Source organism: Moraxella sp. CTOTU47915, from assembly GCF_031986685.1.
GTDB classification, from domain to species: Bacteria; Pseudomonadota; Gammaproteobacteria; order Pseudomonadales; family Moraxellaceae; genus Faucicola; species Faucicola tetraodonis.
In genome coordinates, this window is record NZ_DAMAAE010000006.1 from 58812 (window position 1) to 74535 (window position 15724).

The window sequence follows — 15724 nt, forward strand, 5'->3', positions numbered from 1 at the left end:
TACTCTAAAAAGTATCAATGGTTATTGTAATATCATTATTTTTAGCACTCGTTTTATTTAAAAACCATCAAAAAAGTGCCACAGGTTATTTATACCGTCAGACCATTGTAGTCAAAACTGGGTAAAAAAAATGTGATTTGATTGTATAGTGTGGTTATTTCATGTAAAAAAACCAGCCTAATGAGACTGGTTTTTTTCGGTTAAAATATTCTAACCTAATTAGTTAGGAAGTAAGTGGCTTACCGCATCACGCTCTTCAGCCAATTCAGTTTCGGTGGCTTTCATTTTTTCTTGTGAGAAAGCCGATGAAACGTCTAGCCCTTCAACGATTTTCCAATCGCCATTTTGGCAAGTACATGGGAATGAATAGATAAGACCTTTTTGGATGCCATATTCACCGTTTGAGTAAACACCCATAGATACCCAATCATTCTCATCGGTGCCTAGTGCCCATGAACGAATGTGCGCAATCGCAGCGTTTGCAGCAGATGCCGCTGATGAGGCACCACGTGCTTTAATGATGGCAGCACCACGTTGTTGTACGTTAGGGATATAAGTACCTTCGTACCAATCACGTTGTACTTGCTCTAGGGCAGGTTGACCTTTTACCGTAGTGAAAGTCAAATCTGGGTACTGGGTTGAAGAGTGGTTACCCCAAATGATCATTTTTTTGATGTCATTCACGGTGGTTTCAGTTTCTTCAGCCAGTTGCGCCATACCACGGTTGTGGTCAAGACGTGTCATCGCTGTAAAGTTACGTGAGTCTAAGTCTGGGGCATTGCGCTGTGCGATTAAGGCATTGGTGTTGGCTGGGTTACCCACAACCAATACTTTGACAGTACGGCTAGCGTTGTCATTTAACGCTTTACCTTGTGCAGAGAAGATGGCGGCATTGGCTTCGAGCAAATCTTTACGCTCCATGCCTGGTCCACGAGGACGGGCACCTACCAGTAGGGCATAGTCCGCATCTTTGAACGCAACATTAGCGTCGTCAGTTTGTACGACGCCTGCTAGCAATGGGAATGCACAATCTTCAAGTTCCATTACCACACCTTTTAAGGCTTCTAAGGCTGGCGTGATTTCTAATAATTGTAAAATGACAGGTTGGTCTTTACCTAACATATCACCCGATGCGATACGAAATAATAATGAATAACTGATTTGACCAGCAGCACCAGTCACCGCAACACGAACAGGCTGTTTCATTGAAAGCTCCTATTATGATAAGTACAAGATCCTTTGCAAAAGCAAGGCAGTGAAAAAAGCAGAAAAAGTTGTCTAAAAAAGCTTGCCTAGTTTATCACTTGTCACCATCAAAGACCATAAATTTATGGGGTCAATTGTCGGGTGAGCTTGACAATTATGGGTTAAAGTAAGGCAAAGAACAAAATAAAAAACGCTTAAAACTAGGCAAAAATTGATACCGCCATCCCTCAATAATTACCATCAATCAAAAATTGACTAGGACAGGCGTAAGAGCGGGTGGCACATTGGGCAAACCGTCCGTTATTGTCATAGCACACGTTAATATAGGTCAATACAGATTGACCTGCACTATTTTTTTGACAGAAAAAATTAAACGAGTTTGGCTTCATGCCAGGGTTTAAAGATAATAATTGGTGGCTCAAGCCACTGGACGTGAATCGATAACTGCGACCGCTACTGAGTTCTTTTGGAAGTTTTAATTGACTGGCAAGTGAGGTAATGGTGCGAAAATAATTAGGGGTACTTAGACCACTGCAGCGACCATACTGCTGCCAAATATTTTTGCGAATATTACCGTCTGGAATGACTTTTGAGGTGATCTTTTCTTGCAGTGGCGACATGCTATAGCGGCTATTACTACAAGACTGGTTCGCCACCCGATAAAAATTCACCGTCATCGGGTTGCCTTCGATACATTGGCGAAGATTACCCATGTATGGGTTGAGCTTGCAGACAGCAGGGGATAATTCCACCCCTAAAACACTGTCGGCATGGGCAGCTGGGGTTGCTATAGTACCCATCACCGCCAAGCAGCCAAGTAGTAAGTAGCCAAGTGACAAATAGCCGCTAAACTTTGCCCTTTTTTGATGACTTGAGTTGATAACTAAACTAGCTAAATTTGCCGCCGCCTTATCATCTTTAAACTGTAATGGAAACTGTAACGATGCCCATTTGACGGCGTGTGATGCCGCGTGCAAGTTGGTAAAATCGAGTAACGTTTTTAGACAAGATGACAGCATAACAATTAAACCAAATAGTTGGTGATTAAAAACAAGCAGGTTGTTTTAACGTTTACAGTGAGCTTTTAAATTTACAGTGAGCTTTTAAAATAGAAGTAACAGCAGGGGTTGTTGACCTATCAATTTTTTGCTTGAAAAAACTTAATTTTTTCCCATTGCAACTAACCTTAATGAGTCATGTCAATTTTTTGAAATCATACTGATTAGGTCAGAATTTGTAAACCCTGTATATACTAAAAAACAACAGTAATTTATTGACTATTATCAATCAATTAGCTGTTGTTTTTTAGCGGATTTAGCAGGTTTATTTAATTCAGATTAATTTAATATTTAGCAGCAATAGTACCCATACGCTGAGTAATCGGTTGGTTGCTGCCGCCAAGGAGCACATCATAATTGGTCGCATTTTCCATCACGGCTTTGACATAATTGCGCGTTTCTGAATAAGGAATGGTCTCAACATACTGATCCGCGGCTAGGCTACCGTTCTCAGGCTGCCAAGTTTTGGCCTTACCTGGCCCTGCATTGTAGCCCGCAGTGGCTAGTACAGGCTGACCGCCCAATTTATTTAAAATATCGCCCATATAATACGTACCATAGCGGATATTGGTATCGCCCCCTGCGACGCGAGATGGCTCATACGGTTCGCCCAATTTACGTGCGATATAGCGCGCTGTGTCTGGCATGATTTGCATCAACCCCCCTGCCCCAACACCCGAACGCGCACCGATATTAAAACGGCTTTCTTGACGCATGATGCCATACGCCCACGCAGGATCGATTCCTGCTTGGCGGCTGTATTGCACGACACTAGACTGATGGGGCATCGGGAATGCCAGTGCCGAATTTGGAATCGTTTTGGTGGATTCCAATGCGTAGATAGCACGGTCGTACCATCCCATGTCCGATGCGGTTTGCGCCGCTGCCAAAATCATCGTCTCATCACCACGGTCACGTGCTTTTTTTACCGCCCAGTTCCATTCACGGTTGGTATAGCTGGGATTGGCGGCAAGTTTATAGAGGGTAAATGCGCGATTAAAGAAACTATCGTTTGCGAGGCGTGAGTAATCACTATTACTCACCGGTGGATTGGTCGGCAATCGGTCAAAACGCTGCCCCAGTTGGTCTTTGGAGAGCAGTCCATAATAGTCATTGGTTTGCGCCAATTGACTAAATAGCTGATTGGCTTGTTGACGCTGCTGGTTAGTGCCGCCCAATTTGTAGGCTTTGGCAAGCCAATATTGCCATATCGGTTGCTGTTGATTTTTATAGTCCATTGCGCCAATGGCTTGTGCCAAATCTGACCATCGGCTATAGCGTATCGCTGCTTGGGCATAGTTTTCGGCTTCTTCATTGTTAAATGGTACGCCCAAACTTTTTTGCATCCAATCAACCGCGTCACTACTAAACCCTTGATCGGTATTGACCCCCATCCTTGCCACACCCAAGGTACGGTAGGCATATTGACGGGTTTTGGCATCAAAAAACTGCGGGTTTCGCTCCACATCATAGTTAAGCTGCATCGCCGCCTCACTGACAGATTTTTTGGCAAGTTGCCCTAAGCCATATAAATATAAATACCGATTGCTGGCGGTTGCTGGCATACTTCCGAGTTGTGAAAAAAACGCATTAGGACTGCTACTGATGCTCATGAGCTGATTGTAGCTCATCTGCACGCCCAATCGGCTGGCAAGCTGCACGATATCACCGTTGTTGCCCGTGCGTAGCATACGATACAGTCGCTGCTCACGGTCATCATTGCTAACCATGCGATTGCCATTGAGCTCTGTCGCCAACTGTTGGCAAAGCTGTGGCAGTTTTTTATCCGTGCTGAGCCAAACATTACCTTTTTCAGTATAAGCGCGCATGCTGTCGCCACCGTGATTGAAACCTAACGCAATGGCACAAGCTTCACTGGCATCAGGATTGGTTACATAGCTTGCCACTTGTCTAACTGCATCATAATCACCCATCCGCGCTTTGGTTTCCGCATAATCCGCCGCCAATTTTTCTGCCATCGCAGTCTGTGGATAACGGTTGGCAAAACTCACAATCGCTGATGCAGGCTGCGCGTCTAAGTCTTTATTGAGCTGCCAATATTCTGGATACATGGCTAGACTGCCACCTGCCATCATTTGCTGATAGTTGCCCATTTGCGATAAGTTGCCGCGGCTAGCTTCACGTTCGGCTTGGTTAAAATAACTATCTGCGGTGCTAGGCGTCCCTACAGAATAGCTACTTGCACAAGCAGATTCTGCAAAAACAGCAATCACACCGCATGAAATCATCGAAAGCTTGAGATTTTTCATAATAATTGGTAATACCTTTAATAAGATAAGTAGGCAAAAAACGACAAAAATAATGTAAAAATTGGTTAACCTTGCTAAAGCGATTATAACGATTGTCGACTAAAAAAATTTACCCAAATCTCAACTAATTGTATAAAAATGTTGCAGTGTATTTTATATAACAAATAGTTTTTTAATTTTAAATTTAATTAACTATAAATTATCAATTATTTGGCTTATGATAAGCCTATTATTAGCCACCAATAAATGCGATAAGCCATGACCCATACCCAACACGCCCTAAATATTCAACAATACCAAGACAAATCCCATAACTACCTCAATAGCCCTGTTCATGCACAAGGCGCTGAGTTCGACAAAATAAAGCAGTTGATAGAGGCGCACAAGCTTAGGCATATATTGGATTTGGGCTGTGGCGGTGGGCACGTCAGTTATCAGGTAGCGCCTGTTGCCAAATCAGTGATTGCCTACGACATTACCCCTACGATGACCGAAGTTGTCGCCAGGCAAGCCAAAGCACGCGGCTTAACCAATATCACCACGCAAATCGGTACGGCAGAAAAATTACCTTTTGCCGACCACCAATTTGATGCCATTATCACGCGATATTCTGCGCACCATTGGCAAAATGTACCACAAGCGCTGTTTGAGATGCATCGCGCCCTAGCTGACGGTGGCAAAGTGGTGATTGTCGATGTGTTGGGCAATAGCAACCCAGTGCTCAATAATTTTTTACAGACCATTGAAACCATCCGCGATCCCAGTCATGTCAAAGATTATAGTCTTGCCGAGTGGTTGTATTTTGCAGAAATCACCGGCTTTTGCGTGGCGACTGTCGAGATGCAAAAACTGGCGTTAAATTTTGACAGTTGGGTCGCCCGTATGCATACAGCTGACACTAGCATACAAGTGATACGAGGCTTACAAAAAAATTGTGCCGCGCCTGTTAGACAATATTTTGAGATAGATGAGTCTGGCAATTTTAGCACCGATGTCATTTATTTAGTGCTGTCAAAATAATCACTACCGCATCTTGCCAAAAAAATCTGTTATAATTGAGGGTTTATTTTAGGCGAAACATTTAGGTGTAGTCATGACAGTTACTACTTTTGACCCAAAAGCACAGATTTCCAAAACTCAAAATTTGGTAACGCCAACGCTAGCGGCGAGTGTTGAACCCACCATGCTACCAGCGGATACTCGTGTCAAACGCGTGTTTATCGAGACCCAAGGCTGTCAGATGAATGTGTATGACTCTGAAAAAATGGCAGATGTGCTAGGCGACTCCCATGGCATGGTGCTAACGGACAATCCTGAAGAAGCCGATGTGCTGCTCATGAATACCTGCTCGATTCGTGAAAAAGCGCAAGAAAAAGTATTTTCTGAACTCGGACGCTGGAAAAAGCTTAAAGAGAAAAACCCGAATTTGGTCATCGGTGTGGGTGGCTGCGTGGCGTCACAAGAAGGTGATAAAATCCAAAGCCGTGCCCCGCATGTCGATATGGTGTTTGGACCGCAAACCCTGCATCGCCTGCCAGAACTGTATGACCAATCCACCAAACAGCTGGATGTCAAACCCAAAAACCGTATCGGCGTCGTCGATGTGTCTTTCCCAAGTATCGAAAAATTTGACTTTTTACCCGAGTCCAAAGTGGAAGGGTTTAAGGCGTTTGTATCCATCATGGAAGGCTGCTCAAAATACTGCTCATTTTGCGTGGTGCCTTACACCCGAGGCGAAGAAATCTCGCGCCCACTCGATGATGTACTTGCCGAGATTGACAGCCTTGCTAGCCAAGGGGTACGTGAAGTAACGCTATTGGGGCAAAACGTCAATGGCTACCGCGGTGAAAAACACGATGGCACAATTTGCCGTTTTAGTGAGTTATTGCATTATGTGGCGCACGTTGACGGCATTGAGCGTATTCGCTATACCACCAGCCATCCACTGGAATTTAGCGATGATATCATTGAAGCGTATGCCAAAATACCAAAACTGGTATCCCACCTGCACCTACCCGTGCAAAGTGGCTCCAACGCTATCCTAGCTGCCATGAAGCGTAACCACACCATTGATATCTACATTGAGCAAATCCGCAAACTGCGCGCGGTGCGCCCTGATATGTATTTATCAAGCGATTTTATTATCGGGTTTCCCAATGAAACCGACCAAGATTTCCAAGATACGCTCAATCTTGCCAAAGATTTGGATTTTGACCATTCGTATAGCTTTATTTACTCCAAGCGTCCAGGTACGCCTGCGTCAGACTTGCCCGACAATATCGATATAGCAACCAAAAAAGCCCGTTTGGCTGAGTTTCAAAAGGTGATTGTCGATTCGACTTGGGCAAAAACCCAAGGCATGGTGGGTCAAACCGTGCGTGTGCTGGTGGAGCAACATGGCGACCGCAATCCTGAATTTTTGATGGGAACGGCAGATAATACGCGAACGGTATTGTTCAAAGGCGATGACACGTTGATTGGTAAACTGGTGATGGTAAAAGTCACGCGAGCCATGAGTCCGCATTTGGTGGAAGGTGAGTTGGTGGAGGTTTTAGGTTAAGATAATGGCATTTGACATGTGGTTTGATTGTGACAATGAGAAAATTAATTGTCAAATTTCGCATGAGGACGAACGTATTTTACGTTTAGCCGAAGGTAACACTAACTTTTCAACGCTTACTTGGCTACTAGATAACTTCTATAATGACCCAGTGATTTATCCGAATGTTGCTAAATCACTGGTCGTTGAATTAAATAATTTGGCAGACTATTTTGCGAAAAATAACCATAAGCAATCTATCACTCACTGTCAGAAAATCGAAAACTTTATCCGTTTGTCAATTGAAAAAATGCAAGTTATTCATTGCATCAGTGACTAAAACACATAATTTAAACAGTAGATTGTGTGTGAATTTTCATCGCCATTACTTGGCGAATCATTTCACTGATATGTTTTTTAGTATCATCATCTTGGGTTACAAGCCAATCACTCACATCTTTATCCAGCAAATGCTGTTGTTCTCGCAACCGATTAAGATGGGAAATTTGTGTCGCTCTTTGAGCATTTGAGAAATCGTATTCAGTTTGCATATTGTTTTTCCTCGTTTTTGGTTGCTTTTCGTGCAGATATTAACCGAATCATATCATCATTATCTACATAACAATAGACAACAACTAATAAGCGATTTGCCATTCCTAATAATACAAATCTTGGTTCATCCTGGTCAAAATCTTCACGTACTAGCGCATTCGGGTCAAGTAATGCAATTTTTGCTTCATCAAAACTTACACCATGTTTGATTTTATTACTCTCAGCTTTATTTTGGTCAAAAGTTATTTGTATCAATTTAGCGACCTACATTCATTTTTTCATTAACACTAGAAAAATATATCACATCTCTTTTTCTTTAGTGACACGTAATACTTCTTCCAATGTAGTTTTCCCTGCCAACACTTTTTTGAGTCCATCGGCTCGGATGGAGGGCGTTTTGCTGCGAGCATAGCTTTCAAGCTTAAATTCTGCCGTTTGGCTATGAATAAGTTGTCGCAATTTGTCATCGACAGGCACTACTTCATAAATCGCAGTACGTCCCCGAAATCCTGAGTGATTGCATTTCTCGCAGCCCACGGGTTTTGGCAGTTTAATCTCCCCGACTTCACCTATTTCAGTAAAAATCTGCGTTTGATAGCCATCGGCGGCTGTCCATGTATGACAATGCGGACACAAGGTGCGCACTAGTCGCTGTGCCACCACGCCAATGAGGCTCGATGACAGCAAAAACGGCTCAACCCCCATATCTTGTAGCCGCGTCACCGCACCAATCGCCGTATTGGTATGCAGGGTCGAGAGTACCAAGTGACCTGTGAGTGACGCTTGCACCGCAATTTCTGCGGTCTCTAAATCGCGAATCTCCCCCACCATGACCACGTCAGGGTCTTGACGTAGCATGGCTCGCAGGCTACGGGCAAAGGTCATATCGACTTTATTATTGACTTGGGTTTGCCCAATACCATCTAGCTGAAATTCAATCGGGTCTTCAGCGGTCAAAATATTACGGGTGTTATCGTTCAAATCTGTTAAAGCCGCGTACAGCGTCGTGGTTTTGCCCGAACCTGTCGGACCTGTGACCAGAATAATGCCATGCGGGCGATGGATTAAGCGTTTAAGCTCGGCATAGTCATTGTCTGACAAACCCAAATAGGTCATATTTAACCGACCCGCTTGTTTATCCAAAAGCCGCATCACCACACGCTCACCAAAATTTGATGGTAATGTTGATACCCGTACATCCACTTCACGCCCAGCCAGACGTAGTGAGATGCGTCCATCCTGCGGCACCCGTTTTTCAGCGATATCCAGTTTTGCCATCACTTTAATACGCGACACCAGTAGTGGTGACAGTTCCCGTTTTGGACTGACGATTTCTTTAAGCACCCCATCCACCCGAAAGCGCACCGATAGGCGTTTTTCAAAGGTTTCAATGTGAATATCTGAGGCGTTTAGGCGGATGGCTTCGGACAATAGCGCATTGATTAGGCGAATGATGGGCGCGTCATCTTCTTGGTCCATCAAGTCTTCCGTTTCGGGGACACTGTCAGCAAGACTCATCAAGTCGGGATGGTCTTCAAGCCCAGCGGCAATATGCTGAGATTCCCCTGTGTTACCTGCATAGACAGCGGCTAACTGCTTTTCAAAATCGTCACTTTGCGCCATGGCAAAATTCAATGGCAGTGGCACCCCTGCTTGACTGGCAAAACGGTTGGCTTCGTTGATGGCTTCCATAGGGGTATCCGCCGTCATCAACAACGTCGGCGGGGCAGTCAAATCTTGCGAGTATTGCAACAGCAGTTGATGACGTTTGGCAAAACTATAGGGCAAGGCAATCGGATTTAGCATAGGGATTATCAAATGAAATAAGCCAAGAAAAGATGCGTTCCATTGTAGCTTATCAGTAGGACAAATCCTACCAAGGCACACAAAAAGACCCTGAGACAAGCTATATTTTGTTATACTAAAGCATTTTTTACTGATTGATAACCATGACAATCAAACTCTAAAAAGGGATGACAATGACCCAAACCACTTTAACTCAAAATCCTGAAACCCAAAATTCTTCAATCCAAAATACGCTGACCGCCCCAAACGACCTCCTACACATTGGTTCGCGCACGTTTAACTCTCGTTTGCTCGTCGGTACTGGCAAATATACAGATTTGGCACAAACAGGTGAAGCCATCGCTGCCAGCGGCGCGCAAATCGTCACTGTCGCCATTCGACGCGTAAATATCGGGCAGAAAAAAGATGAACCCAATCTACTCGATGTGATTTCTCCCGAAAAATACACCATTCTCCCCAACACCGCTGGCTGTTTTGATGCTGATACTGCCGTGCGTACCTGTCAATTAGCGCGTGAATTATTGGATGGGCACAACCTTGTCAAACTTGAAGTATTGGGCGATGAAAAAAACTTGTATCCTAACGTCATCGAAACCGTGAAAGCGGCTAAGACCTTGATTGATGATGGCTTTGATGTGATGGTGTACACCTCAGATGACCCGATTGTTGCCAAAGAATTAGAGAGCATGGGCTGTGTGGCGATTATGCCATTGGGCAGTTTGATTGGCTCAGGTCTAGGATTGCTCAATCGCCATACCTTAAGTCTCATCATCGAGCAAACCCAAGTGCCTGTTTTGGTGGATGCAGGCGTGGGTACGGCCAGTGATGCTGCCATTGCCTTAGAATTGGGCTGTGATGGTGTGCTGATGAACACCGCGATTGCCCATGCACAAAACCCTGTATTGATGGCGTCTGCCATGAAACACGCGGTGATAGCTGGACGTGAGGCTTTCTTGGCGGGTCGTATGCCAGCGCGTTATATGGCACAAGCTAGCTCGCCACAGACTGGCTATTTTTTCCGCTAATTTATTATTTCATACTTAAGGACATCGCATGCGTCTGCTCACCGCCATTGACCAGTTATTTATCTTACTTGAAAATCGCAATCAGCCGATGCACATTGGTGGGCTGTTCTTGTTTGAGATTCCCGATGGCGCAAGCGATACCTTTGTCAGTGATTTGGTGCAGCAGATGGTCACGCAAAAGATGCTGCCGAGTTTTCCGTTTAACCAAGTGTTATATCATTTAGCATGGTGGAAAACCGATGAAAACTTTGAAGTCGACCATCATTTTCGCCATATCGCCCTGCCCAAACCGGCACGCATCCGTGAGCTATTGACCTATGTATCTCAAGAGCACAGCAAATTACTCAACCGTGCCAAACCGATGTGGGAATGTCACATCATCGAGGGGATTGAAGGCAATCGTTTTGCGTTGTATTTTAAGATTCACCATTCTATGGTCGATGGGATAGCGGCGATTCGTTTGGTCAAAAAGTCGCTATCAGAATCGCCAACCGAGCGTATTAGCTTGCCAATTTGGTCGCTAATGACCCGCCATCGTCACCAACTCGATGCTTTGATACCAGAAGATAAATCCCTTCTGCGTGTCGTCAAAGAGCAAGCGCTGGCTATCCCGCCTGCCATCAAAGCCTTAGGTAAAAATGTGGTAGAGCGATTTCACAAAGACTACATTACCACCACCCAAGCGCCAGATAGCCCCCTCAACCAACCAGTATCAAGCTCACGGCGTATCTCTGCCCAATCTTATGAGCTTATTCGTTTTCAAACCATCGCCAAACATTACGCTGTGACCGTCAATGATGTGATTTTGGCGATTTGTTCGGGCGCGTTACGCCGTTATTTGCTCGATATCGATGGCTTACCCAAAAAACCCTTGATTGCTTTTGTACCCTTATCCCTGCGCGATGACAACGATAGCGCAAGCCAACACGTTGGCAATCAAATTACCTTTATTTTAGCCAATCTTGCCACCCACCTTGCCGACCCTGTGGCACGGTTAAAGACGATTAATGGCAGCACCAAAAATAGTAAAAAACGCTTTTCACGGATGAAGCAAGCCTCATCGATTATTTATAGTGGGGTTGCTTATAGCCGTTCAGGGTTGCAGGTACTTACGGGTCTGTTTCCCGATTATCGCGGTTTTAACTTGATTATCTCAAATGTACCAGGCTCGCATCAGCCCTTGTATTGGCAAGGGGCAAAATTGCAGGCGCTGTATCCTGCCTCGATTGTGCTCAATGACCAAGCGATGAATATCACCTTGTGTACTTACGTGGATAAAATCGAGTTTTGTATCGTCACCTGTAGCCAAATATTGCCCCATAGCCAACGATTACTTGCCTATATGGAAGAGGAACTCAAGCAATTTGAATCGCTCATCAGCAATTAGGCTAATGCAAACTTTGACAATAAAAAACGGCAGTGACTGCCGTTTTTTATTGAAATAAACTTTATCTTATCTTTAGTGATTTAAAATTTTTGACAAGAAATCTTTCGCACGCTCGCTACGCGCACCGGCAAAGAATTCTTCACGGCTACAGTTTTCAACGATATGACCTTGATCCATAAAGATAATACGGTTGGCGACTTGGCGCGCAAAGCCCATTTCGTGGGTCACACACATCATGGTCATGCCTTCATTAGCAAGCTCAATCATCACCTCAAGCACCTCTTGAATCATCTCAGGGTCAAGCGCGGAAGTTGGCTCATCAAATAGCATTGCAATCGGGTCCATACTGAGCGCACGCGCAATTGCCACCCGTTGCTGCTGACCGCCTGACAACTCGGCAGGGTATTTTTTGGCATGCGCTGACAAGCCCACGCGGTCAAGATAACCCAAGCCTTTTTTCTGCGCTTCAGACTGACTACGACCCAATACTTTGATTTGTGCCAAGGTCAAATTTTCTAAGATGGATAAATGTGGAAACAGTTCAAAATGCTGAAATACCATCCCTACACGGCTACGTAGTTTTGGCAAGTCGGTTTCTTTGGCGCCGACCGACATGCCATCAATCAAGATTTCACCTTGTTGAAACGCTTCAAGACCATTGACGGTTTTGATTAAAGTTGATTTGCCGCTACCTGATGGACCACAGATGACGGTCACATCGCCTTTGTGCACATGCGCGGTACAGTCGGTCAATACTTGAAAGTCGCCATACCATTTACTGATTTTGTTGACATTAATCATGATATCGGGACTGGCGTGTCCACTGTTTGATACCAAGCCACCAAATTCGTTGAGCCAGGTGGTTTCATCAATTTTAGTAACTACTGACATGTTATTTTCCTTTATTCAATATTGATTAAGCCATGCGAAAGCGTTTGCGTAGGTGGTTGACAGCGGTCGATGCGGTTAGACTGACCACAAAATAAAACGCCCCTGCCAGCAAGATATAGGGGGTGAGTAGCCCCATCAAGTCACCGCGCACGTATGAGGCTCGGAAGAAATCTACCAAGCCAATCGCAAACACCAACGTCGTATCTTGGAACAAAATAATCGACTGCTGTAGCAGTAGCGGAAACATCTTGCGAAACGCTTGTGGCAAAATAATAAAGCGCATGGTCTGACCATAAGTCATACCCAAGGCTTTAGCAGCATTGACCTGTCCTTTGCCAATTGACTGGATACCCGCACGTACAATCTCAGAAAAATATGCGGCTTCAAACACCATAAATGCCACCACGCACGAAGTAAACGCCGTATCCAACGTCAAATACGTGCCCGTCACCAAGTTATACACCATCGGCACAGCAAAATAAAACCAAAGCAATACCAACAGCAGCGGCACTGAGCGGAAAAAGTTGACATACAGCTTGGCAGGCACGGCTAAAATACGAATGCCCGACAATCGCATCAAGGCTAAAATCGTACCCAGCGCCAAACCGCCAATGATAGCTAAAAATAACACTTTGAAGGTGATCCATAAGCCACCCATCAACCCTGGCATTGCGGCTTGTAATTCCATCATATTCATGCGCCACCCCCATCGATTTGACCTTTGATGCGTAATTTTTTCTCAAGCCAAGTCATAAAATAAATCAACACCAAATTAAACAATAAATAAATAATCGTGGTAAAGGTATATACTTCGATATTGTTTTGGGTATATTCACTGATAGTTTTGGTTTGGCTAATCAGCTCAGTAACCCCGACCAATGAAGCGACCGAGGCATTCTTAAAACAGTTGGTAAGCTCAGAACTCATCGGTGGTAAAATCACCCGAAACGCCTGTGGCAAGACGATATGACGATACGTCTGTGGTAAGGTGAACCCGAGCGCATAGGCAGCATTGGTCTGCCCTTTTGGCAATGATTCAATACCCGTACGCACTTGCTCAACGATACGCGCCGCAGTAAATAACCCAAGACCTATACTTGCCGAAATCACCGCCGAGGTATTTGGGTCTAACTCTTGAAACCACCATTTTTGTAAGGCAGGTGTCAGCCAAGTAGGTGCCACATAAAACCAGAAGAATAACTGTATTAATAGCGGAATGTTACGAAAAAAACTCACATAAGCCGTACCAATCGCTCTGGCAGTTTTATTTGGTAAAGTACGCATAATACCTAAAATCGTACCGATAATTAAGGCAATCAGCCACCCACTCCCACCAATGACCAACAGCCATTTAAAGCCTGTCAATAGCCACTGCCAGTAGACTTCGTTGCCTACGCCTGTTGGTTGCAGCAACACGCCCCAATTCCAACTATAATTCATTGCCACCCCCAAAATCCTGTCTAGCAAATTGATTTACCCAAAAACTAAAACTGACGTAACCACAATTGATAGGTGATGACGTCAGTTTTATGTTGGATAGTAACCTTCCTAACCTAGTTTGTTGTTATCCCATCAACTAAGGTTTTGTTGCACTTGCAATTGCATTGCTTGCAGATGCCACAGCGGTTGCCACATTACTAGCGCCCGTTGCTACTGCATTGACGGTAGCAGATGCGGCTGCATTAGCAACGTCTTTTGGTTGCGCGCCGTCATGTGGGTTTGCTAACAAGTCTTTTAAGTTGTCAGACATTTGGAAGTTCATATTGATATTTTTGGGTGGAATCGGTGACATGAACCATTTTTTGTAGATGTCGTTGATTTCACCTGATGAATAAGTCGCAACCAACGCATCATCGACTACTTTTTTGAATTCACTATCGTCTTTACGCATCATACAGCCATAAATTTCATACGATTGTGGGGTACCAACAATGACCCATTTGTTTGGATCTTTGGCTTTGGCTTTTTCACCTGCAAGCAGTACGTCATCCATCATGAAGGCTGCCGCACGACCGCTTTCTAACATCAAGAAAGATTCGCCGTGGTCTTTGGCAGAAACGATGTTAATGCCCATTTTTTTGTCATCGTTGAGTTTCTTGATAAAACGCTCAGAAGTAGTACCTGCGGTAGTCACTAAGGTTTTGCCTTTTAAATCCGCAAAATCTTTGATGCCTGAATCTTTAGCGGTTAATAAGCGAGTACCAATCTCAAAGAAACCGTTTGAGAAAGCCACTTGTTTTTGGCGCTCTTCATTGTTGGTGGTTGAACCACACTCTAAGTCGACCGTACCATTTTGTACCAATGGGATACGGGTTTGTGAGGTTACTAGGTTGTAACGCACTTTGAGGTCTGGCATATTCAATTGTTTTTTGACTGCATCAACAATTTTTAATTGCAGGTCATGGGCATAACCCACAGGTTGGTTTGGCGTACCTGCGATATAAGAAAATGGAATTGAGGAATCACGGTAACCCAGTACGATTTCCCCTGATTTTTTAATTTTATCGAGCGTTTTTTCACCAGTAGCCGTAGCCGCTGGTTGGCTACCTTCAGTCCCTGCCGCTTTGTTGTCGCTGGCTTTGTTACAACCTGCAAGACCTAATGCCATAATAGCAACGGTTGCTAAGGCGATTGGCTTTTTAGAGATTAAAATCATCCTATGATCCTTGTCGTATGATACGTTCTTAGTTAATCTTTTCGCTGTGTGGCATTCAATGCCAAATCGAGTAAAAAGACTCCCCCCATCTCTTTATGCTTATCCTTCCCTGTCCTTCATCATCTCTCATTGCACCTATTAAAATTTGGCAAAACCTTGCACAATGACTGATAAAAAATAGTTTAGGATACTCAAAAGATTTCAAATGTGAGTTTATAGTAATTTACTTTTCTGTGTTGTGACAATAGATTTACAAAAAATATTTTTTTCATCATCGACAATTTTTTTACCATTTTTTTGCTATTTTCTATTTTATCCCCATTTAGAGTTCAAT

Annotated in this window: 15 protein-coding genes; 5 read left to right on the top strand and 10 right to left on the bottom strand. The window is 44.2% G+C overall.

The genetic code is table 11. The features are described from left to right. Positions 1-219 precede the first annotated feature (219 nt). From RTL34_RS06370 to RTL34_RS06380, 3 genes are all read right to left on the bottom strand, one after another. Entirely contained in the window at positions 220-1206 is a 987-nt protein-coding gene (locus RTL34_RS06370) for a malate dehydrogenase (protein ID WP_099834341.1), read from the bottom strand. A gap of 227 nt (positions 1207-1433) precedes the next feature. After that, positions 1434-2225 (bottom strand): T2 family ribonuclease, encoded by a 792-nt coding sequence (locus tag RTL34_RS06375; protein ID WP_312115548.1) that lies wholly within the window; start codon positions 2223-2225, stop codon positions 1434-1436. A gap of 323 nt (positions 2226-2548) precedes the next feature. Beyond that, entirely contained in the window at positions 2549-4534 is a 1986-nt protein-coding gene (locus RTL34_RS06380; protein WP_312115550.1) for a lytic transglycosylase domain-containing protein, read from the bottom strand. Between the two features lie 258 nt (positions 4535-4792). Between RTL34_RS06380 and RTL34_RS06385 the strand changes: the two genes are divergently transcribed. The 3 genes from RTL34_RS06385 (at position 4793) to RTL34_RS06395 (ending at position 7413) form a co-directional block, all read left to right on the top strand. After that, a complete protein-coding gene (locus RTL34_RS06385) occupies positions 4793-5554 on the top strand; it encodes a class I SAM-dependent methyltransferase (RefSeq protein ID WP_312115552.1) in 762 nt (253 codons plus the stop codon). A 73-nt stretch (positions 5555-5627) separates the two neighbouring features. Continuing rightward, positions 5628-7094: a tRNA (N6-isopentenyl adenosine(37)-C2)-methylthiotransferase MiaB gene (miaB, locus tag RTL34_RS06390; protein WP_312115554.1), complete on the top strand. Its 1467-nt coding sequence runs from the start codon at positions 5628-5630 to the stop codon at positions 7092-7094. A gap of 4 nt (positions 7095-7098) precedes the next feature. Further along, positions 7099-7413 carry a hypothetical protein gene (locus tag RTL34_RS06395; protein WP_219333418.1) on the top strand — a complete coding sequence of 105 codons (315 nt, stop codon included), beginning with the start codon at positions 7099-7101 and terminating at the stop codon, positions 7411-7413. Positions 7414-7423: 10 nt separating this feature from the next. On the opposite strand, the gene RTL34_RS06400 is transcribed toward RTL34_RS06395, so the two are convergent. From RTL34_RS06400 to gspE, 3 genes are read right to left on the bottom strand one after another with little or no spacing between them, the layout of a single operon-like run. Beyond that, a complete protein-coding gene (locus RTL34_RS06400; RefSeq protein WP_050324717.1) occupies positions 7424-7624 on the bottom strand; it encodes a hypothetical protein in 201 nt (66 codons plus the stop codon). Then, positions 7614-7880: a BrnT family toxin gene (locus RTL34_RS06405; RefSeq protein ID WP_050324716.1), complete on the bottom strand. Its 267-nt coding sequence runs from the start codon at positions 7878-7880 to the stop codon at positions 7614-7616. Before RTL34_RS06405 ends, RTL34_RS06400 begins: the two co-directional genes overlap by 11 nt. A gap of 45 nt (positions 7881-7925) precedes the next feature. Then, positions 7926-9431 (bottom strand): type II secretion system ATPase GspE, encoded by a 1506-nt coding sequence (gene gspE / locus RTL34_RS06410; RefSeq protein WP_312115558.1) that lies wholly within the window; start codon positions 9429-9431, stop codon positions 7926-7928. 173 nt (positions 9432-9604) lie between these two features. Here gspE and RTL34_RS06415 point away from each other — a divergent pair, with 173 nt between their 5' ends. After that, the gene (locus RTL34_RS06415; RefSeq protein WP_312115559.1) at positions 9605-10456 is read left to right on the top strand and encodes a thiazole synthase; all 852 of its coding nucleotides are present in this window, start codon (positions 9605-9607) and stop codon (positions 10454-10456) included. 28 nt (positions 10457-10484) lie between these two features. Continuing rightward, complete coding sequence (locus RTL34_RS06420; RefSeq protein ID WP_312115561.1) at positions 10485-11843, top strand: WS/DGAT/MGAT family O-acyltransferase; 1359 nt, start codon at positions 10485-10487, stop codon at positions 11841-11843. A 72-nt stretch (positions 11844-11915) separates the two neighbouring features. Here the strand turns inward: RTL34_RS06420 and RTL34_RS06425 are convergent, their stop codons facing one another. The 4 genes from RTL34_RS06425 to RTL34_RS06440 all read right to left on the bottom strand — a co-directional run bounded on the left by RTL34_RS06425 (position 11916) and on the right by RTL34_RS06440 (position 15390). Beyond that, positions 11916-12644, bottom strand: coding sequence for an amino acid ABC transporter ATP-binding protein (locus RTL34_RS06425; protein WP_143822824.1), 729 nt, complete (start codon positions 12642-12644; stop codon positions 11916-11918). 115 nt (positions 12645-12759) lie between these two features. After that, entirely contained in the window at positions 12760-13431 is a 672-nt protein-coding gene (locus RTL34_RS06430) for an ABC transporter permease subunit (protein WP_007116978.1), read from the bottom strand. After that, positions 13428-14174, bottom strand: coding sequence for an amino acid ABC transporter permease (locus tag RTL34_RS06435; protein ID WP_040404072.1), 747 nt, complete (start codon positions 14172-14174; stop codon positions 13428-13430). Before RTL34_RS06435 ends, RTL34_RS06430 begins: the two co-directional genes overlap by 4 nt. A 136-nt stretch (positions 14175-14310) precedes the next feature. Beyond that, positions 14311-15390 (bottom strand): glutamate/aspartate ABC transporter substrate-binding protein, encoded by a 1080-nt coding sequence (locus RTL34_RS06440; protein WP_312115563.1) that lies wholly within the window; start codon positions 15388-15390, stop codon positions 14311-14313. Positions 15391-15724: the final 334 nt, after the last annotated feature.